Here is an 18,762-nt window from a genome sequence, read left to right as displayed (position 1 = left end):
CTGTCTCCTGGATGTTGTGGTGGGGTCTCAGGTCGTGGGCCGCAGCCAGACCGCGGCATCGGGTGCGAGCCGGCCCGCCTCGAGCGGCGAGCTGGCGAGCCAGACGTGGTCGCTGCTCGGCAGCGCCACGGGGGTGTCGGTCAGGTTGACCACGCAGGCGAAGTGGGTGCCGCGCCGGAAGGCGAGGATCCCGGGGGCGGTGTCGATCCAGCTGAAGTCGCCGGTGACGAGGTCGGGGTGCGTACGCCTGATCAGCAGCGCCATCCGGTGCAGCGAGAGCATCGAGCGTGGGTCGGCCGACTGCGCCTGCGCCGTCAGGTGCGCCCAGCCGTCGGGCTGAGGCAGCCAGGTCTTCACCCCCGGCTGGCTGAAGCCGTACGGCGGGCGGTCCCCGCTCCACGGCAGCGGCACCCGGCAGCCGTCCCGGCCGGGGTCGACCCCGCCGCTGCGAAAGTGCATCGGATCTTGGATCCGGTCCGGCGGGATGTCGGCCTCGTCCAGGCCCAGCTCCTCGCCCTGGTAGAGGTAGTACGCCCCGGGCAGCCCCATCGCCAGCATCGCCGCCGCCCGCGCCCGCCGTTCGCCGAGGGCCCGGTCGGTCGGGGTGCCGAAGCGCTTGGTCTCGAACGAGAACGCGGTGTCCGCGCGGCCGTAGCGGGTCACCGGCCTGGTGACGTCGTGGTTGGAGAGCACCCAGGTGGCAGGCGCATCGGCCTCGCCGTGCACGCGCAGCGTCGTCTCGATGGAGGTACGCAGCGCCTCGGCGTCCCACGGCGCGGTCATGAAGTCGAAGTTGAACGCCGCGTGCAGGGCGTCGGGGCGCAGGTAGCGGATGAACCTGGCGGTGTCGGGGAGCCAGACCTCGCCGATCAGGGCCCGGTCGGTGCCGTACTCCTGGGCGATCCGGCGCCAGCCACGGTAGATCTCCTGGAGCTCCTCGCGGTCGACGTAGGGGTGCTCGCCCGGTCGCGGGTCGGCGGGGACGTCGGGGAGGTCCGGGTCCTTGGCGAGCAGGGCGGCGGAGTCGATCCGGATCCCGGCGACGGCCCGGTCGAACCAGAACCTCAGGATCTCCTCGTGCTCGCGGCGTACGTCCTCGTGCTGCCAGTTGAGGTCGGGCTGTTCGGCGGAGAAGAGGTGCAGGTACCACTGCTCGGGGACGCCGTCGGGCGTCGTCAGCCGTGTCCATGGCGTGCCGCCGAACTCCGAGGTCCAGTCGTTGGGCGGCAGCTCGCCATCGGTTCCGCGGCCGTCGCGGAACCAGAACCGCTCCCGTTCGGGTGCGCCGGGCCCGGCGGCGACCGCGGCCCGGAACCATCGGTGCTGGTCGGAGACGTGGTTGGGGACGATGTCGATGATCGTGCGGATGCCGAGCTCGAGTGCGTCCTGGATCAACGCCTCCGCCTCGGCGAGGTCGCCGAAGATCGGGTCGATCGCGCGGTAGTCGGCGACGTCGTAGCCCCCGTCGGCCATCGGCGAGGGAAACCACGGCGTGAACCAGATCGCGTCCACCCCGAGGTCGCGCAGATAGGTCAGGCGCGCCCGCACGCCGGCCAGGTCACCCGTGCCGTCGCCGTTGGCGTCGGCAAAGCTGCGCGGGTAGATCTGGTAGATCGCCGCGGAGCGCCACCAGTCGGCGGGGCGCTCGGTAAAGACCGGGGGCGCCACCGGTTCCGGCTCGCTCCGTCGAGGTTCCGTGGCGGTCACGGGCACTCCGTTCTCAGCAACTCACACGTTCATGTGATCGCCGTCACCTTGACGGCGTGCAGCGACCGTAGAGCCAGCCACAGAAGGCGCGCAAGAACTTGACAGAGCGTAATTAATTTCAGGACTTTGCGCGCTGACTTTCGGGTCCTGTCGAGCGCCGGACCACCAGCTCGCCCTCGAAGAGCAGCTCGTCGACCGGCCCGAGCGTGCCGTCGATCTGGCTCACCAGGAAGTCGACGGCCGCCCGGCCCATCGCCTCGATCGGCTGCCGGATCGTGGTGAGCGGCGGGTCGGCGAAGGCCATGAACGCCGAGTCGTCGAAGCCGATCACCGACACGTCCCCGGGCGTCGAGAGCCGGGCCCGGCGGACCGCCCTCACCGCTCCCAGCGCGAGCGGGTCGCTGGCGCACACGATGCCGGTCGCACCCTGCTCGACCAGCCGCGCCGCGGAGGCCTGCCCGCTCTGGAGGGAGTAGAGGCTGCGTACGACCAGGTCCTCGTCGAACGGCACGCCGGTCCGGTCGCAGACGGCACGGAAGGCGGCCAGCTTGCGCTCGGAGGGAACGTGGTCGCGCGGGCCCAGGACCAGGCCGATCCGCTCGTGCCCGAGTGAGATCAGGTGCTCGGCAGCCTGCTCCATCGCATCGGCGTCGTCGCAGACCACCCGGGGAAACGGCAGGTCGTCGATGGCCGCGTTGATGAGCACGACGGGAAGGTTGCGGCCGGCCAGACGGTCGTAGTGGGCATGGTCCGCGTCCCGCTGTGCGTAGGCGCCGCCGGCGAAGACGACGCCGGCCACCTGCTGCTCCAGGAGCAGGTCGACGTACTCCGACTCGGTCACCCCGCCGGCGGTCTGGGTGCACAGCACCGGGGTCAGACCCTGCTGGGCGAGATGGGCGCCGAGGACCTCGGCGAGCGCCGGGAAGATCGGGTTCTGCAGCTCGGGCAGGACCAGGCCCACAAGCCTGGCGCGCTCGCCGCGAAGCTTCACCGGGCGCTCGTAGCCGAGCACGTCGAGCGCGGTCAGCACCCGCTCGCGGGTCGCCTCCGAGACCCCCGGCTTGCCGTTGAGCACCCGGCTCACCGTCGCCTCGGAGACCTTGGCGCGGGCGGCTGCGTCGGCAAGACGTCTACTCATGAGCGCAAGAATATAACTGCTTTACGCAAGCTGTCTGCAAGCGTCGCCTTCCTTGACGAGCAATTCAATAAGTGATTTAGTCACTTTCTGTGACCAGCAACACATCATCGCTCTCTGAACGCATCGCCGACGGGATCGTCGCCATGATCGAGGCCGCGGGCCTGGAGCCGGGCGACGCCCTGGCCTCCTCGCGCGAGCTGGCCAAGCGGTTCGAGGTGACCACACCGACGATCCGGGAGGCGCTGCGCCGTCTCGAGGCGACCGACGTGATCCGCTTCCGGCACGGGTCGGGCACCTACGTGAGCGGCGGGGTGAACCGGCGCCTGCTGGTCAACCCGCACGTCTCGGAGTCGCGCAGCGAGTCGGTCCTCGAGCTGCTCGACGCCAGGATCGTGCTCGAGCCGCCGGTCGCGGCGGCGGCTGCATCAGCGCGCACCGACGACGATCTGACCGCCCTGACGCTCTCGGCCGACAACTCGCTCAAGCCGCAGTACGCCGACGAGCGGCCCGAGCTGCACTTCCACGTCGCGCTCGCCGGCGCCTCGGGCAACCTGCTGCTGCGCGAGACCGTCGAGGCGCTCCTTCAGGTGCGGGCTCGCGACCAGATCGAGATCCGGCACCGCTACACCGACCGCGACCGCGACCACGCCGACCACCTCCGGATCGTCGAGGCCGTACGCGACGGCGACCCCGACGCCGCGGCCGCCCTCACCCGCGAGCACCTGCTCGCGATCCGCGAGGCGATCGCGTCCACCCTCGGCCCGGAGCAGGCCCGATGACCGCGAAGCTCGCCGAGATGACCACCCTCGAGGCCGCGGAAGCCGCCGAGAGCGGGACGGTCGTGGTGATCCCCGTCGGCGCGTTCGAGCAGCACGGCGCCGGACTGCCCCTGGCCACCGACCAGATCCGCGCCGAGGCACTCGCCGACGCGGTCGCCGAGGCCCTGCCCGGCAAGGTCGTCATCGGCCCGGGCGTACCGGTCGGCGTCTCGCCCCACCATCAGGCGTTCGCCGGAACGGTGAGCCTGCGCCCGGCGCTGTTCGCCGCCGTCGTACGTGAGTACGTCGAGTCGCTGGCCGCCCACGGCTGGCGCCGGTTCCTCGTGGTGACCGGGCACGGCGGCAACAACGCCACCCTCGGCACGCTGGCCCAGGAGCTGCTGCGCGACCGTCCGGATCTGGAGGTCGCCTGGGCGCCACTGACCGCGCTGGCCAAGGACGCCGTGGCCGGCATGGACCTGAGCGAGATCTCCGGTCACAGCGGCGAGGCCGAGACCGCCCAGATGCTGCACATCGCCCCCCATCTCGTACGCCGTGACCTGCTCGCCCCGGGCACCACCTCGCCCGACCAGCTCGATCCCTTCGCCCGGCTGGCCCGCTCGGTGAACCACCCCGCCGTGGCCCTCCCCTACGACCGCCTCTCCCCCAGCGGCGTGCTCGGCGACCCGCGTCGCGCCACCGCAGAGGACGGCCGCACCATCGTCGCCGAGGCCACCGACCGCATCGTCGCCTTCATCAAGGAGTGGCTCGACACCTAGGCCGCCCGCCCCTCCAGCTCGGGACCCGACCGGGACGCACACCGCGTCACCGGGCGATCCAGCACACCCGAAAACGCATCGACCTGCCCCGAAGGAGCACCCCATGTCCCCACGACAATCCCGCCTCCTGGCCCCGGCCGCCGCGGTCGTGGCGGTGGCCGCGCTGTCACTGGCACCGTCTGCCACCTCCGCCCTGACCCGCGCCTCCGACCAGGACCAATCGGCCCGCGAGAGCGCCTCAGCACCCTGCGCCAAGCCCACGGACCAGGAGCCCGACAGCAGCCAGAAGTACGAGATGACCAGCGGCGACATCGAGCGCAGCTACGTACTCCGCCTGCCCGAGGGCTACGACCGGCGCGCGGACTGGCCGTTGATCGTCGCCTACCACGGTCGCGGCAGCACCGGCGTCGAGGTCGAGGGCTACTCCGAGCTCTCCGACCTCCCCGCCGTCGTCGCCTATCCCGACGGCGCGATCGGCACCGGGTCGGGATATCGCAAGGCCTGGCAGGGCGCACCGTACGAGGCACCTGGCGTCGACGACGTCGCCTTCACCAGCGACCTGCTCACCGCCATCGAGGCCAACCACTGCATCGACACGACCCGCGTCTACGCCACCGGGAAGTCCAACGGCGCCGGCCTGGCCGCGCTGCTCGCCTGCCAGCTGCCGGACACGTTCGCCGCGGTCGCCCCGGTCGCACCCGCCCTCTACCCGGGCACCCGGACCGGCTGCGCCGAGGCAACGCCGACGCCGATCCTGGAGATCCACGGCGTCGCCGACGCGACCATCCCCTACGCGGGCGACGCCGACCGTGACCTGCCCGCGATCCCGGAGTGGGTCCAGGGCTGGGCCGACCACAACGGCTGCACCGCCTCCGCCACGCGCACCAACCGCGACGTCGAGACCACCCGATGGACCGGCTGCGACCAGGGGGCCGATGTTCAGCACGTCGCCGTCGAAGGCGGCGGCCACGTCTGGCCGGGTGGCGACATCTACTCGGGTGGCGGCCACGTCACCCACACCATCGAGTCCGCGACGGTGATCTGGGACTTCTTCTCCCGCCACCGCCTCACCAGCGAAGGGTGACTCCCATGACCAGCACCACCACCCCCACCGGGAGCGACAGGCTGCCGTGGATCATCCGCGCCATGGGCGTGATCGAGCGCATCGGCAACGCCCTGCCGCACCCGTTCTGGCTCTTCTGGATCCTCGCCGCGATCCTCGCCGTGATCAGTGCGATCTGCGCCGCCGCCGGCGTCTCGGTCATCTCCCCCAGCGACGGGGAGGAGGTCGTCGTGCAGAGCCTCCTCAGCGGCGAGGGCCTGGCGATGGCGGTCTCCACGATGGTCTCCAACTTCGCCGAGTTCCCGCCGATGGCGACCATCGTCGTGGTCATCATGGGTGTGGCCGTCGCCGAGCGCACCGGGTTCCTCACGGCCGCGATGAAGACCGGCATCTCCCGGGTGCCCGTGGGCTGGGTGGTCTTCGCCGTCGCGTTCACCGGAACCGTCGCCCACGTCGCCTCGGCGGCTGCGTACATCATCCTGGTCCCGCTCGGCGGCCTCGCGTTCCGGGCAGTGGGGCGCTCCCCGATCCTCGGCATCGTGGTCGCCTACACCGCGATCGCCAGCGGGTACGACGCCAGCCCGATCCCCACGCCCAACGACGCGATCTTCGCCGGCATCACCACCGCCGCGGCCCAGATCGTCGACGAGAGTGCGTACGTCTCCCCCGTCAGCAACTGGTTCTTCAACATCGCCTCCTCGGTGCTGCTGGCCGCGGTGATCACCCTGATGACCAAGTTCGTCCTCTCCAAGCGGCCCGACCTCGACGCCGACGAGGACGCCGACGACGGCGACTTTGGCTCCCTCGAGCTCGACGGCCGTGAGCGCCGGGCGCTGCGCTGGTCCATGCTGAGCCTGCTGGTCGCGATCGTGGTCGTCGCCGCCGTCGTGATCCCGCCGTCCTCTCCCCTGCGCGGCGAGGACGGGTCGCTGACCGAGTCGCCGTTCCTCACCGGCATCGCCGCGATCGTCGCGGTTCTCTTCGGCCTCGCCGGCACCGTGTACGGCACGCTGTCCGGTTCCATCACCAAGGCCGGCGACGTGCCGGCGCTGATGGGCCAGGGGATCAAGCAGATGGCGCCGGTGCTGGTGCTCTTCTTCGCGATCGCCCAGTTCCTGGCCTACTTCGAGTGGTCCCACCTCGGCGACGTGCTGGCGGTCAACTCCGCCGAGGCCCTGGAGACCAGCAACATCCCGGTGTGGGTGGTCTTCCTGCTCGTCCTGGCGCTGCTCAGCATCGTCAACATCATGGTCACCAGCGGCTCGGCGATGTGGTCCATCGCCGCGCCCGTCCTGGTGCCGATGCTGATGCTGCTCTCGGTGCCGCCGGAGACCACCCAGGCGCTCTTCCGGATCGCCGACTCCGGCTCCACCGCGATCACCCCGATGAGCCCGTACTTCGTGATGGCCCTCGGCTTCCTGCAGCGCTACCGCAAGGACGCCGGCATCGGCACCCTCGCCTCCTACACCCTGCCGCTCGCCATCGCGATGAGCCTCGCCTGGACCGCCCTGTTCTTCCTCTGGTGGGCCCTCGGCATCCCGCTCGGGCCGGGTGCTCCGGTCCGCTGACCGACCCGGCCGGGCTCGCCTCAGGCGCGCCCGGCCGGCACCGGCGCAAGCGCTGCCGCCTGCTCCTCGGCGAGCTTCTTGTAGAGCCTGCGGAGCCGGACCACCCCGAGGTCGTGCTGGTAGAGGTTCTCGGCCTGGTCGGCGTCGTCGGCCATCGCCTCCAGCATGACCCGGTCCTGCTCGAGCACGTGCCAGTGGCGAGCCTCCAGCTTGGTGCGGTAGAGGAAGCGCCACACATCGCGCTCCCAGCCGCTGACCTTGCGGTAGCGCCAGAAGAAGACCGCGGTGGTGGTCGCGTCGATCGGGGTGCCCATGCCGACGATGCCGAACGAGCCGCCGGGGCCGGCGGTCGGCGGGTACGGGATGGAGAGGTCGACCCAGTCGATGCCGGTGCGGCAGAACTCGACCCAGTCGAAGTTCACGCCGATCTGGTCGGTCTTCTCGAAGAAGAACCCGCGGTCGGTCTCGCGGATCCGGAACCGCGCCTCGATGTCACCTCCGAACATCGAGTGGGACTCGCGGTGCAGGAAGGCGCCGTGCATCGGGTCGAGCAGGTTCTCCATGGCGTAGCGCCACGGGGTGTCCCACTCGGCGTAGCAGAGGAACGAGGAGACCTCCTCGTCCACCAGCGGGTCAGGCAGGGCGATCGGGGCGGGGTCGGGGTGCTGCTCGTCGCCGATGTAGGCCAAAATCGCGCCGCCCAGCTCCTGCAGCGGCGGGCTGGGGACCAGCGTCTTCCCCTCCAGGTTGCAGCCGGGCAGACCGGGCACCGAGACGACCTTGCCGGTGCCGTCGACCTGGACGCCGTGGTAGGCGCAGGCGATCTTGCTGCCGAGGTGCTGTCCCTGCGAGAGCGGCGCGCCGCGGTGGGGGCAGCGGTCCTCGAGCATCCGCAGGGTGCCGTCCGACTCCCGGAACAGCACCCAGTCGATCCCGAGCCGGCGCACCCGGTGGACGCCACCCTGCGGCACCATGTCGGAGGGGCAGATCGCGTACCACTGGTTGCGCAGGCCGGTCGCAAGGATCTGTTCAGCGCTCAGCTGTCGTTTCACCATCGGTCCCATGACTCAGTCCTCCTGCTTCCCCGCCGCGGCGAGCTCGGCGATCGCTGTGGTGAATCCCTCGGGGGTCCACTGACCACCACCGGGAGCCGGGATGCCGAGCTCGTTGAGCCCGTCGACGAGACCCGGCAGGTCGTGCCGCCCGCCCCCGAAGACCTCTTCGATGGCACCGGCGAGCTTGGTCTCCCACGGGGTCGTCTCGGCGACCGCCGCCTGGACCGGCTGTAGATAGCCCATTTCTCTGTTCTCCCTCTGTGCAGTCAACGCAGTCGATGTGGCTCGTCAGATGTCGAGCGCCAGCTCTGGGGTCCGCGCCCGGGAGACGCAGATCATCATGGTGGTTCCGGCCGCCTGCTCGCTGTCGCTGAGCAGGGAGTCGCGATGGTCGGGGGTGCCGGCCAGCACCTTGGTCTCACAGGTGCCGCAGATGCCGTCGCGGCAGGAGCTCGAGACCGTGATCCCGGCTCCCTCGAGCGCGTCGATGACCGGTACGTCGGCAGGCACCTGGACGACCCGGCCCGAGCGGCGGCAGTCCACGGAGATCGGCTGCTCGCCGTCGGGGTCGACCTCGATCTGCTTGGCCTTGAAGCGCTCGACCTGGAGCGTCCCCTCGGGCCATCCAGTGGCGTGCTCCTCGACGGCGGCGAGCAGCCCCTCGGGACCGCAGCAGTAGACCAGCGTGCCGGGGTCAGGCACCGGCAGCGCGGTGGCCAGGTCGAGCCGGCCCTGGGTCTCCTCCGGAATGACCTTCACCCGGTCGCCGTACGCAGCCAGCTCGTCGAGGAACGCCATCGAGTCGCCGCGGCGGCCGCCGTACCACAGCTCCCAGTCGGTGCCCTGCCGCTCGGCCTCGGTGAGCATCGCGAGCAGCGGGGTGATCCCGATGCCGCCGGCGACGAAGACGTACTTCTTGGCGGGGAGGAAGTCGAAGTTGTTGCGGGGACCGACCACGCGCAGCCGGTGTCCGGGGCGCAGCCCCTCGTGGACGTACTCCGAACCGCCGAGGGCGGCCTGCTCACGCAGCACCGCAACCCGATAGCTGCTCCGGTCGGCCGGATCGCCGCACAGCGAGTACTGCCGCACCAGGGACCCCTTGAGGGTCAGGTCGACGTGGGCTCCCGGGCTCCACTCCGGCAGCGGGTCGCCGCCGGGGTGGACGAGCCGCAGCGACAGTACGCCGTCGGCCTCCAGGGTCATCTGCTTGACCAGGAGCTCCAGCTCCTGCTCCTCGGTGGCGACACTCATGACGACCTCCTCGTGGTCGGGTCGGGAACCTTGACCGGTGGTGTGAACGGCCGCGGCATCGGGCCGAAGGACTCCAGGTCGACCTCGACGAGCACCGGTCCGCGTCGGGCGACGGCCCGCCCGAGCTCGGTCGCGGCCTCGGCGGCGTTGCCGATCCGCTGGTAGGGCAGCCCGAGCGCGCCGGCGAGACCCGCGAAGTCGGGGGTCGTCAGGTCGACGCCGGCGCGGTCGACGCCGCGGGCCTCCTGCATGTTGCGGAGCACGCCGTACCCGCCGTCGTTGAAGACCAGCAGCACCAGCCACGGACGTTCCTGGGCGAGCGTGAGCAGCTCACCGAGATGTACGGCCAGGCCGCCGTCACCGGCGATGACCACGGTGGGCTCGTCGGGGCGGCCCATCGCGGCACCGAGCCCCATGCCGAGGCCCTGGCCGATGCCGCCGCCGCGCGGGAAGACGTTGTCGCGGGGATCGTAGATCTCGAAGAGCCGGTTGCCCCAGGACGACGACGCGATGGTGACGTCGCGAGCGAGCACCGACCGGCGCGGAAGCGCGGAGCGCAGGGCGTCGGCGAGCACGGCGTGGTCGCCGAGCCCCTCGCGTTGGGTGGCGCGTACGTCCTCGCGTGCCCGGGTCACCCGGTCCCGCCACTCCTGGGCGACGTCACCGCGCTCGCGTACGGCAGCGGTGAGGGCGGGCAGTACGTCGCGGGCGTCGGCAGCCGCCCCGGCCGCGATCGGGAAGACCCGCCCGAGCGCGGCCGGGTCGAGATCGACCTGGACGTGCACCGCAGGCAGGACGAGGTCGTAGTCGCGGGTCTCGTTGGAGCGGAAGTGGGTGCCGATGCTGAGCAGCAGGTCGGCCTCGGCGAGCAGCTCGCCGCCGCCAGGAGTGGCGCCGTAGTTGCCGACCACCAGGGGGTGGTCCTCGGGGACCGCGCCGCGGCCTGAGTTGGACGTCAGCAGTCCCGCGCCCCAGGTGTCGATGAGCTCGGTGAGCGCCGCCCCGGCCTCGGCCACCCCGCCGCCGGCCCAGATGATCGGCCGCTCGGCGGCGACGACGAGCTCCGTCAGCGCGTCGAGTCCGGCGGGCACCGACGACGCGGCCGGGGTCGAGCCGTCGGGAGCGATGACCTCTCGCTGCGGCAGGTACTGCAGGTCGATGGGCCACTCGACGCTGACCGGACCACCGGCCCGGCCGGGCCCACCGAGCGCCCGGTCGGCCGCGGCACGCAGGATGCCGGCGGAGTCGTCGAGCGACGGCATCGAGACGGCGTCGAGCGAGACCGCCCGGAGCATGCCGAGCTGGTCCTTGGTCTCGTGGATGAAGCCGCGCCCGGAGCCGAGGTACGCCGACTCGACCTGCCCGGTCACGTGCAGCACGGAGGTGGCCGAGCTCAGCGACTCGATCAGCGAGCCGGCCGCGTTGCCCGCGCCGGTGCCGGTGCTGGTCAGGGCACAGCCGAGGCCGCCGGTCGCCCGGGCGTAGCCGTCGGCCGCGTTGACTGCGCTCGCCTCGTGGCGGACCGGCACGAACCGCAGCTCGCGCGAGACCGCCTCGACGAGCGGCAGGTTGTGCACGGAGATGACGCCGAAGACGGTGTCGACGCCCACCTCACGGAGCACCGAGACGAGCAGGGCGCCACCGTCGGCGTACGTCACCACGTCGGCTGCGGGGGCAGTGGTCAGGTTGGTCATCACAGGCTCCTCAGGCCACGTAGCGGGCAACGCCGCCACACACGTCGAGCGCCGCGCCCGTTACATAGGACGCTCGCGGGGACAGCAGGGTCACGACCATCGAGGCGACCTCCTCGGCCCGGCCGAACCGGCCGAGCGAGATGCCACGGTCTTCGGCGAGCTCACGCTCGAAGGCCTCGTACGACGCTGCCTGCTCGTCCGCCTCGAAGCGCCGGCGCCACTGGCCGGTGTCGATCAGCCCGAGGCAGACGCTGTTGACCCGGACCTCGGGGGCGTACTCGGAGGCCATCGACTTGGTCAGGTTGAGAAGGCCGGCGCGGGCGGCGGACGTGGTGACCAGGCGCGGCTCGGGCTGGCGGGCGAGCACCGCGTTGATCGTCACGATCGCGGCGGCGTCGGAGGCGCGCAGGTGCGGAAGCGCGGCTCCGGTGACGTTGAGGACACCGCCGAACTTCAGGTCGAGCTCGTCGCGGAAGTCCTCGACGGTCGCCCTGTCGAGACCGAGCATCCGGGACTGGCCCGCGTTGTTGACCAGCCCGTCGATCCCGCCGAACCGGGCCACGCCCGCCTCGACCAGCGCGTTCACCTGGTCGGCGTCGCGTACGTCGCAGCTCGTCGCGAGCACCCGGTCGGCGGGCGCGCCGAGATCGGCGAGCGCCTTCTCGAGCACGTCGAGACGGCGGGCGCAGGTGATGATGTTGGCGCCCTCCTCGAGGAGGGTGGCGACGGTCGCGAGACCGACGCCGGAGCTGCCTCCCGTGACGAGCACGGTGCGATCGGCGAGGTGGAGATCCATGGGTCCTGGTCCTGTCAGTGAAACCGTCAGTGGAAGACGAAGCCGCCGTCGACGACGAGCTGCTGGCCGGTGATGTACGCGGCCTCGGGGCCGAGCAGGAAGGCCGCGGCCCCGACGACGTCGGAGGGCTCCTGGTCCCGGGTCAGCGCCCGGTTGTCGCGGTAGAGCTGGTGGCGGTGCTCGGGGATCTGCTGAGCTGCCTCGGTGGTGGTCAGGCCGGCGGCCAGGGTGTTGACGGTGATCCCGTGCGGACCGAGGTCACGCGCCATCGCCCGGGTCAGCGCCGCGAGACCGCCCTTGGAGGCGATGTAGTGGGCGAGGTTCGCCGAGCCGTAGAGAGCCGAGTCCGAGCCGATGTTGAGGACCCGGCCACCGCCGGCCTCGATCATCCCCGGGACGACCTCGCGGCTGACCAGCCACGGACCACGCAGGTTGACCGCCATCAGCGAGTCCCACTCCGCGGGGTCGATCTCGTGGACCGGCTTGCCCCCGACCCCGTCGGCGCGGGCGGCGTTGTTGACCAGGCCGTAGACCGGCCCGGTCTCTTTCACCATCGCCCGCACCGACGCGTGGTCGGTGACGTCGACCGGAACGGTCGCGGCTGCGTACCCCTCCGCGCGGAGCGCGGCTCCGGCCGCCTCCAGCCAGTCCTCGCGGATGTCGGCGAGCCAGACCCGGGCACCGGCCTGGGCCAGGCGCCGCGAGATCGCCAGCCCGAGGCCGCGACCCGCGCCCGTGACCAGAACCGGTGCACCGTCGAGACTCATGGGTCAGTCCCGGGTGACGCCGTGCATCGCGGAGGTCTCCGGGTACGTCGGGACCTGCGGCTTCTGGGCACCGATGATCACGCAGAAGAGCGCGTCGGTGTCGCCGTTGTTCTTCAGGCTGCGCGGCACGCCGGCCGGCACCACGATCATGTCGCGGTAGCCGAGGGTGCGCTTGACGACCTGGCCGTCACGGTGCACGCCGACCTCGACCTCGCCCTCGAGCACGAAGAAGGCTTCCTCGGCATCGTGGTGGGTGTGCTCGGGGCCCTCGCCGCCCGGGGGCAGCAGCATGTTGGAGAAGGTGAAGCCCTGGGACTTGATGGTGCGGTTGTCGTTCTCGTGGTTGCCGGTCGCGCCGGAGCCGACATAGCGGACCTGGGCGCGCTTGAACTGGTCGCCGGCCTTGGCCTGGAAGCCGAGGGTGTCCCAGTCCTCGTGGCGCGAGGCGCGGGTCAGGATGATGGAGTCGGTGAACTCCTCCAGGCTCTCGGCCGTCTCGTACGTGAGGGGCTGCTGGGTGATCGACATGGGTCGTTCCTTTCTTGCTGTGTTCGTTCTCGGTGTTCGTTCTTGGTGTTCGTTCTCGGGTTTCGGGTGTCGGGATCAGCCGTAGAGGCGCTCGACGATCCCGACGAAGGAGGAGAGCCAGGCGTTGAAAGCCTCGGGCGTCTCCTGGTTGGCCAGGTGGCCGGCACCGCGCAGCGTCACGAGAACCGCGTCGGGGATGCCGCCGGCGAGCGCCTGCGACTCGGTGATTCCGGTGACCTGGTCCTGGTCGCCGCAGAGCACGAGCGTCGGGGTGTCGATGGCGGCGAGCTCGGCGGTGAGGTCGGTGGCGGCCATCGACTCGGCCGCCAGGCCGTAGCCCGGGAGCCGGATCGCGTCCCGCATCGTGGCGACGACCCGGTCGACGAGCTCGTCGGGGGCCTCGGAACTGACGAGCCGGGGGCCGCGCTGCGCGGCGAAGTCGGCGCTGCCCGCGCTGCCGAGCTCGGCAGCCCGGCCACGCATGGCCACTGCCTTCTCCGGAGCGGTGCCGGATCCGCGGCTCGCGTCGGCCAGCACGAGGCTGCGGACCAGCCCGGGGTGGCGTGAGGCCAACCGGACCGCGATGACACCGCCCCAGGAGACGCCCAGGACGTGGACAGGGCCGTGTGCGGCGTACTCCTCGATGACGGCGGCCGCCGCGTCGGCGAAGCCGTCGAGGTCGAGATCGGCCTCGGGGTCGGCGGAGCGGGCGTAGCCGGGTGCGTCCCAAGCCAGCAGCCGGAGCTCGCCGGCGAGCGCCGCGACCTGGGGCGCGAACGAGGCCGAGCTGGATCCGATGCCGTGCAGGCACAGCAGGGTCGGACCGTTGCCGGTGTCCTCGACGTGGACCCGGGTGGCACGGAGCGTGGTGGTGGTCGTGCTCGTCATGACAGCGGCCTCAGATGATGCTGACCGCGCCGACCGGGCGGCCGACGAGCATGGACAGGGACCGGACCACGGCGCGCGAGACGACGCCACTGGTACGCGGGTTGGCGGCCGAGGGATGGTTGCGGATCTCGAACCGGTAGCTGCCCGCGTCCGCGTCGGCCTCGATGACGTGGCTGGTCAGCTCGGCACCCGGGTCGGCGACGAGGCGGACCTCGACCAGCTCCAGGTCGCCGACGGCGAGCCCGACGGTGGCAGCGACATTGAGCGAGCGCGGGAAGTAGCGCGCGGCCTCCGCGGCGGATCCCTCGAAGATGGTGGTCGGCTCGGTGGTGGCACGGACCCTCTCCTGGGTCTCGTCGTCCATCCACGGCTGCAGCAGGGTCGAGGGCAGCTTGGTGGTGGTCACCGACGCGCGGTGCACGGCACCGTGGCTGGCAGCGCTGACCAGCAGGTCGATGCCGCCGATGGCGCCGGAGGTGATGAACATCCGCCCCGGGCCGGTCGCGCTGAGCGTGGCGACCAGCTCCTGGTCGGCCAGAGCTCCTGCCGAGGTGATGAGCAGGTCGCGCCCGGCCTCGAGGATCTCGGCTCCGTGCCGGGAGACCACCGCCTGACCGGCGCACTCGACGATCACGTCGCTGGTCTCGATCGCCTTGGCGAGCCTGATCTGCGGCACCGGACACTCGCCGACGGGGGTGTCGTTGACGACTCCCACCACCTCGACATCCTCGACCGCTCCGGCCACCAGGGCCTCGATCACAGGGCGGCCGATGGCGCCGGCGCCGATGATGCTGACCTTCGTCATCGGGCCGCCTCCACCAGATCGCGGGCTTGCGGCGACACGTACGAAGCGGCGAGCTCGGGACGGTCGGCGAACACGCCCGCGTCCTCGATGCCGGCCATGTGGCGGCGTACGTCCTTCGACGGAGGGCCTGCGGTCCCCCACAGGTCGGACAGCTCGGGCACCCGGCGCCACACCTTGCACAGCCACTGGTCCTCGACGACCTGGGCGACGTCAGAGGTGTATTCGCACACGAGCCCGGCCGGGTCGGCGAAGTAGGAGAAGGTGTTGTTGCCGGGGCCGTGGCGGCCAGGGCCCCACAGCGGGGTGACGCCCTGCTGCTTGAGCGAGCCGATACCCCGCATGAAGTGGTCCATGCTCGGCATCTCGTAGGCGACGTGGTTGACCGAGGTCCAGGCGGCCTGGTTGAACGCGATGCTGTGGTGATCGGTGTTGCAGCGCAGGAACGCCATCTGGTGCTCGGACCAGTCGGAGACGCGCATCCCGAGGACGTCGGTGTAGAACGCCACCGCTCGGTCGATGTCGACCGTGTTGAGCACGACGTGCGTCACCCCGATCGGGACGGGACGGTCCCGGTCGAGCGGCTTCACCGCGTGGACGTCGGCGACGAGCTCGATCACCCTGCCCTCCGGGTCGGCGAAGCGGATGCCGTAGCCGCCGCCCGCCTGATCGAGCGCGCCCGGCTCGGAGAGCATCGGGATCCCCCGAAGCGCGAGCCGGCGAGCGGCCTCATCGACCTCGGCCGGCGTACGCACCGCGAACGAGATGGCGCCGAGACCGTTCCGCGCCGCACGGGTCAGCTGCAGGACGTGGTGGTTCTCCCCCGTGCCCCGCAGCCAGGTGTCGTCGTGGTCCTGCTCGACGACCGACAGGCCCCAGACCTCGGAGTAGAAGTCCGTCGACTCGGTGAGCGTCGGCACCTGCAGCTGGACGCTGCGCAGTGAGTGCAATGTGGCGATCGACATCCCGACTCCTTTCTCTTAGTGATTAGTATTTAAGCGCTTAGGCTTTTTCGTGTCAAGGAAAAACAGTGGCCCAGATCACCGCTCGGAGCCCGGTCAGCCGACCCAGGGGTGCGGCGCCTCGTCGAGTCCCCAGTAGAGGCTCTTCTGGCGCGTGTACTCCGCGATGCCGCGACGGCCCTTCTCGGTGCCGAGGCCGCTCTCCTTCATCCCGCTGAACGGGGTGGAGATGCTGAACTGCTTGTAGGTGTTGATCCACACCGTGCCGGCGTCGATCCGACGGGCCACCCGCCAGGCCGTCCGGTAGTCACTGGTCCACAAGCCGCACGCCAGCCCGTATACGGAGTCGTTCGCGCGGGCGACCAGGTCGTCCTCGTCGTCATAGGTGAGCACCGAGAGGACCGGCCCGAAGATCTCCTCCTGGCAGGTCGGCGAGGAGTTGTCCAGGCCGGCGATGACGGTCGGCCGGTAGTACGCACCGGCGGCGTAGCCGTCCCCTTCGGGCACCTCACCACCGACCAGCACCTCCCCGCCGGCCGCACGGGCACGGGCGACGTGGCCCGCCACGCTGTCGCGATGCCGGTGATGGACCAGCGGCGCCACCTGGGTCAGCGGGTCGAGCCCATGGCCGATGCGCAGGCGCGCGACGGCCTTGACCAGGCGTTCCAGGAACTCCTCGGCACGGGCGGAGGGCAGGAACAGCCGCGATCCGGCGATGCAGCTCTGCCCGGAGCTGGAGTAGATGCCGAACAGGATCCCGGCGATCGCGGCCTCGACGTCGGCGTCCTCGAAGACGATGGTCGGGGACTTGCCGCCCAGCTCGAGCGTCACCGGCATCAGCTTGTCAGCCGCGGCATGGGCGATGACGCGACCCGTCGTAGTGCCTCCGGTGAAGGACACCTTGCCGATGCCGGGATGGCGCACGACGGCGTCACCGACGACCGATCCCCTGCCGGGCAGCACCGAGACCAGGCCGGGCGGGAGCCCGGAGTCGGTGATGATGCGACCCAGGGCGAGCGAGACCAGTGGCGTCCACTCGGCCGGCTTGAGCACGACGGCGTTGCCGGCCGCGAGGGCGGGCGCGATCTTCTGGGCGTCGCTGGCGATCGGCGAGTTCCAGGGAGTGATGGCGCCGATGACTCCGATCGGCTCGTGCACGCTCATCGTGAGCGAAGGGCCTCGCTGCGTGGTCAGCTCCTCGTCGAAGGTCTCCAACGCGGCGGCCATGTATCGGAAGGTTCCGGCCGCGCTCGCCACGAGGGCGGAGGTCTCGGTCAGCGTCTTGCCGGTGTCACGCGTCTGCAGCCGGGCGAGACGCTCGGCCGAGCCCTCGATCCTGTCGGCGATCCGGTGCAGGTGGCGCGCCCGCTCGTGCGGGAGTCGCCTGCCCCACGCGGCGGCAGCCACCGCTCCGCGGGTGACCGCCTCGTCGACGTCGGCCTCCGAGGCGTGGTGCACCGTCGTGATCACGCTGCCGTCGGCGGGGTCGATGCTCTCCGACCCGGATCCGCCGCCGCGACGCCACTCCCCCGCGACCAGGATCTCGTCGGCCGGGACGACCGCGTCCGTCAGGTCCAGGGCGCTCACTGGGAGATCTCCTCCAACGTACGCTCCCGGGTCTCGACCGCGAACACGACAGTGGTGAGCGCCCCGACGACAGCGACCGCACCCATCACGATGAACACGTCGGCGATCGAGAACCCGCGGCCGATCAGGCCGCCGACGACCAGCGGGCCGACGATGATGCCGAGCCTACCGAACGCCCCACCGACACTGACGCCCAGCGCCCGCATCCGGGTCGGGTAGAGCTCGGCGGTGTAGACGTACAGTGCGAGGTTGACCGCGAAGATGCACATCGCCGAGGCCGCCGACCAGAACAGGACCGTGCTGGCGCTGGTCGCTCCGGTCGAGGCGAGCACGAACAGGGTTGCCGCGCTGCCCAGCATCGCGACCGTGATCGCCACCCGGCGCCCGACGATGTCGATGGTCAGCGCGATGACGACGCAGCCGAGGATGCCGGCGACGCTGGTGGCAACGCTGTAGCGCAGTGCGGTGTCGACGTCGAGATGGAAGACCTGGCCGTAGATGGTGGGCAGCCAGGCGGCGATGCCGTAGTTGACGAAGTACGCCGTGAGCCAGGCCGTCGCCAGCATCAGCGTGCGCCGCAGGTAGACGCCCTTGAACAGCTCCGAGAGGCGGGCCCGGCCCTGCTGGACTGCCGGCGCCGCGCTGGTCACAGGGGCGGGCAGCTCACCCTTCTGTGCGGCGACCTCAGCCTCGATCCGGCGCGTCGCCTGGTCGGCTTCCTCCAAGCGGCCTCGGGCGGCGAGCCAGCGGGGCGACTCCGGGACGCGACGCATGAACGGCACCAGGATCAGCGGGATGGCGCCGAGCGCGAAGAGCCAGCGCCATCCGAAGGCAGGAACGACCCAGGCCGCCACCAGCGCCGAGGCGACCAGGCCGGCCGGGAAGATCAGCTCGTAGATCAGTACGAATCGACCACGGCGGTGAGCGCGCGTGATCTCACCGATGTACGTCGCCGCGACCGGTACCTCCGCACCGAGTCCGAAGCCCTGGACGAACCGGAGCACCAGGAAGATCCACAGCGTGGACGTGCCCGCCATGAGCAGGCTCATGACGGCGTACAGCACCAGCGACCCGATGAGGACCGGCACTCGGCCGACCCGGTCGGCCATCCAGCCACCGGCCAGCGCGCCGAGCAGCATCCCGATGCCGCCGATGGCGATCGTCCAGGCGATCATCCCTGGGTTGAGACCGAAGAACGGGATGAGCACCGGCAGCGCATAGGCGATCATCAGCTGGTCGAAACCGTCGAAGAAGGTGGCCACGCCGACGAGCACGCGGGTCTTGACGTGCCAGCGCGAGAGCGGAAGGCGCTCGAGCCTGGCACTGATCTGCTCCGCCGTGACAGCCGGCGGCACCGGGGTGATGTTGACCATGTGAGGGGAACTTTCGGTTCGCAGCACTCGACAGGCGTAATTGCTA

At 71.0% G+C, this 18,762-nt stretch carries 18 protein-coding genes; 4 read left to right on the top strand and 14 right to left on the bottom strand.

What is annotated here, in order from left to right:
* Nucleotides 1–27 precede the first annotated feature (27 nt).
* Both ABZY89_RS16610 and ABZY89_RS16605 read right to left on the bottom strand, forming a co-directional pair.
* A complete protein-coding gene (locus ABZY89_RS16610; protein WP_355228905.1) occupies nucleotides 28–1,707 on the bottom strand; it encodes a glycoside hydrolase family 13 protein in 1,680 nt (559 codons plus the stop codon).
* 118 nt (nucleotides 1,708–1,825) lie between these two features.
* Nucleotides 1,826–2,845 (bottom strand): LacI family DNA-binding transcriptional regulator, encoded by a 1,020-nt coding sequence (locus ABZY89_RS16605; protein WP_355228903.1) that lies wholly within the window; start codon nucleotides 2,843–2,845, stop codon nucleotides 1,826–1,828.
* An 89-nt stretch (nucleotides 2,846–2,934) separates the two neighbouring features.
* Between ABZY89_RS16605 and ABZY89_RS16600 the strand changes: the two genes are divergently transcribed.
* The 4 genes from ABZY89_RS16600 (at nucleotide 2,935) to ABZY89_RS16585 (ending at nucleotide 7,013) form a co-directional block, all read left to right on the top strand.
* The gene (locus ABZY89_RS16600; RefSeq protein WP_355228902.1) at nucleotides 2,935–3,624 is read left to right on the top strand and encodes an FCD domain-containing protein; all 690 of its coding nucleotides are present in this window, start codon (nucleotides 2,935–2,937) and stop codon (nucleotides 3,622–3,624) included.
* Nucleotides 3,621–4,382 carry a creatininase family protein gene (locus ABZY89_RS16595; RefSeq protein ID WP_355228900.1) on the top strand — a complete coding sequence of 254 codons (762 nt, stop codon included), beginning with the start codon at nucleotides 3,621–3,623 and terminating at the stop codon, nucleotides 4,380–4,382. Before ABZY89_RS16600 ends, ABZY89_RS16595 begins: the two co-directional genes overlap by 4 nt.
* A gap of 103 nt (nucleotides 4,383–4,485) precedes the next feature.
* A complete protein-coding gene (locus tag ABZY89_RS16590) occupies nucleotides 4,486–5,466 on the top strand; it encodes a PHB depolymerase family esterase (protein WP_355228898.1) in 981 nt (326 codons plus the stop codon).
* 5 nt (nucleotides 5,467–5,471) lie between these two features.
* Nucleotides 5,472–7,013, top strand: coding sequence for an AbgT family transporter (locus ABZY89_RS16585; RefSeq protein ID WP_355228896.1), 1,542 nt, complete (start codon nucleotides 5,472–5,474; stop codon nucleotides 7,011–7,013).
* A 20-nt stretch (nucleotides 7,014–7,033) separates the two neighbouring features.
* Here ABZY89_RS16585 and ABZY89_RS16580 read toward each other — a convergent pair whose 3' ends face one another.
* From ABZY89_RS16580 to ABZY89_RS16525, 12 genes are all read right to left on the bottom strand, one after another.
* Nucleotides 7,034–8,077: an aromatic ring-hydroxylating dioxygenase subunit alpha gene (locus tag ABZY89_RS16580; protein ID WP_355228894.1), complete on the bottom strand. Its 1,044-nt coding sequence runs from the start codon at nucleotides 8,075–8,077 to the stop codon at nucleotides 7,034–7,036.
* A 3-nt stretch (nucleotides 8,078–8,080) separates the two neighbouring features.
* Complete coding sequence (locus tag ABZY89_RS16575) at nucleotides 8,081–8,311, bottom strand: recombinase-like helix-turn-helix domain-containing protein (RefSeq protein WP_355017012.1); 231 nt, start codon at nucleotides 8,309–8,311, stop codon at nucleotides 8,081–8,083.
* A 45-nt stretch (nucleotides 8,312–8,356) separates the two neighbouring features.
* Entirely contained in the window at nucleotides 8,357–9,319 is a 963-nt protein-coding gene (locus ABZY89_RS16570; protein ID WP_355228892.1) for a PDR/VanB family oxidoreductase, read from the bottom strand.
* The gene (locus tag ABZY89_RS16565) at nucleotides 9,316–11,013 is read right to left on the bottom strand and encodes a thiamine pyrophosphate-binding protein (RefSeq protein ID WP_355228890.1); all 1,698 of its coding nucleotides are present in this window, start codon (nucleotides 11,011–11,013) and stop codon (nucleotides 9,316–9,318) included. Before ABZY89_RS16565 ends, ABZY89_RS16570 begins: the two co-directional genes overlap by 4 nt.
* Nucleotides 11,014–11,023: 10 nt before the next feature.
* Nucleotides 11,024–11,809, bottom strand: a complete 786-nt coding sequence (locus tag ABZY89_RS16560; RefSeq protein WP_355228888.1) for an SDR family oxidoreductase — start codon at nucleotides 11,807–11,809, stop codon at nucleotides 11,024–11,026.
* 26 nt (nucleotides 11,810–11,835) lie between these two features.
* Nucleotides 11,836–12,576, bottom strand: coding sequence for a 3-oxoacyl-ACP reductase family protein (locus tag ABZY89_RS16555; RefSeq protein WP_355228886.1), 741 nt, complete (start codon nucleotides 12,574–12,576; stop codon nucleotides 11,836–11,838).
* A gap of 3 nt (nucleotides 12,577–12,579) precedes the next feature.
* Nucleotides 12,580–13,104, bottom strand: coding sequence for a cupin domain-containing protein (locus ABZY89_RS16550; RefSeq protein WP_091047114.1), 525 nt, complete (start codon nucleotides 13,102–13,104; stop codon nucleotides 12,580–12,582).
* A 75-nt stretch (nucleotides 13,105–13,179) separates the two neighbouring features.
* A complete protein-coding gene (locus ABZY89_RS16545) occupies nucleotides 13,180–13,992 on the bottom strand; it encodes an alpha/beta fold hydrolase (RefSeq protein ID WP_355228884.1) in 813 nt (270 codons plus the stop codon).
* Between the two features lie 10 nt (nucleotides 13,993–14,002).
* Nucleotides 14,003–14,797, bottom strand: a complete 795-nt coding sequence (locus ABZY89_RS16540) for an aspartate dehydrogenase domain-containing protein (RefSeq protein ID WP_355228882.1) — start codon at nucleotides 14,795–14,797, stop codon at nucleotides 14,003–14,005.
* Nucleotides 14,794–15,759 carry a VOC family protein gene (locus tag ABZY89_RS16535; protein WP_355228880.1) on the bottom strand — a complete coding sequence of 322 codons (966 nt, stop codon included), beginning with the start codon at nucleotides 15,757–15,759 and terminating at the stop codon, nucleotides 14,794–14,796. Before ABZY89_RS16535 ends, ABZY89_RS16540 begins: the two co-directional genes overlap by 4 nt.
* A gap of 93 nt (nucleotides 15,760–15,852) precedes the next feature.
* Nucleotides 15,853–17,343, bottom strand: coding sequence for an aldehyde dehydrogenase (locus tag ABZY89_RS16530; protein WP_355228878.1), 1,491 nt, complete (start codon nucleotides 17,341–17,343; stop codon nucleotides 15,853–15,855).
* Complete coding sequence (locus tag ABZY89_RS16525; protein ID WP_355228876.1) at nucleotides 17,340–18,716, bottom strand: MFS transporter; 1,377 nt, start codon at nucleotides 18,714–18,716, stop codon at nucleotides 17,340–17,342. Before ABZY89_RS16525 ends, ABZY89_RS16530 begins: the two co-directional genes overlap by 4 nt.
* Nucleotides 18,717–18,762 lie beyond the last annotated feature (46 nt).

It is taken from the genome of Nocardioides sp. NPDC006303 (assembly GCF_040613175.1).
Taxonomy (GTDB): domain Bacteria; phylum Actinomycetota; class Actinomycetes; order Propionibacteriales; family Nocardioidaceae; genus Nocardioides.
This window is presented reverse-complemented; position numbering and strand designations above follow the sequence as displayed.

What these genes read in the sequence shown, in the direction of transcription:
- ABZY89_RS16605 (WP_355228903.1), bottom strand. Translation starts at nt 2,845, where the DNA reads ATGAGTAGACGTCTTGCCGACGCAGCCGCCCGCGCCAAGGTCTCCGAG.
- ABZY89_RS16595 (WP_355228900.1), top strand. Translation starts at nt 3,621, where the DNA reads ATGACCGCGAAGCTCGCCGAGATGACCACCCTCGAGGCCGCGGAAGCC.
- ABZY89_RS16590 (WP_355228898.1), top strand. Translation starts at nt 4,486, where the DNA reads ATGTCCCCACGACAATCCCGCCTCCTGGCCCCGGCCGCCGCGGTCGTG.
- ABZY89_RS16585 (WP_355228896.1), top strand. Translation starts at nt 5,472, where the DNA reads ATGACCAGCACCACCACCCCCACCGGGAGCGACAGGCTGCCGTGGATC.
- ABZY89_RS16580 (WP_355228894.1), bottom strand. Translation starts at nt 8,077, where the DNA reads ATGGGACCGATGGTGAAACGACAGCTGAGCGCTGAACAGATCCTTGCG.
- ABZY89_RS16575 (WP_355017012.1), bottom strand. Translation starts at nt 8,311, where the DNA reads ATGGGCTATCTACAGCCGGTCCAGGCGGCGGTCGCCGAGACGACCCCG.
- ABZY89_RS16570 (WP_355228892.1), bottom strand. Translation starts at nt 9,319, where the DNA reads ATGAGTGTCGCCACCGAGGAGCAGGAGCTGGAGCTCCTGGTCAAGCAG.
- ABZY89_RS16565 (WP_355228890.1), bottom strand. Translation starts at nt 11,013, where the DNA reads ATGACCAACCTGACCACTGCCCCCGCAGCCGACGTGGTGACGTACGCC.
- ABZY89_RS16560 (WP_355228888.1), bottom strand. Translation starts at nt 11,809, where the DNA reads ATGGATCTCCACCTCGCCGATCGCACCGTGCTCGTCACGGGAGGCAGC.
- ABZY89_RS16555 (WP_355228886.1), bottom strand. Translation starts at nt 12,576, where the DNA reads ATGAGTCTCGACGGTGCACCGGTTCTGGTCACGGGCGCGGGTCGCGGC.
- ABZY89_RS16550 (WP_091047114.1), bottom strand. Translation starts at nt 13,104, where the DNA reads ATGTCGATCACCCAGCAGCCCCTCACGTACGAGACGGCCGAGAGCCTG.
- ABZY89_RS16545 (WP_355228884.1), bottom strand. Translation starts at nt 13,992, where the DNA reads ATGACGAGCACGACCACCACCACGCTCCGTGCCACCCGGGTCCACGTC.
- ABZY89_RS16540 (WP_355228882.1), bottom strand. Translation starts at nt 14,797, where the DNA reads ATGACGAAGGTCAGCATCATCGGCGCCGGCGCCATCGGCCGCCCTGTG.
- ABZY89_RS16535 (WP_355228880.1), bottom strand. Translation starts at nt 15,759, where the DNA reads ATGTCGATCGCCACATTGCACTCACTGCGCAGCGTCCAGCTGCAGGTG.
- ABZY89_RS16525 (WP_355228876.1), bottom strand. Translation starts at nt 18,716, where the DNA reads ATGGTCAACATCACCCCGGTGCCGCCGGCTGTCACGGCGGAGCAGATC.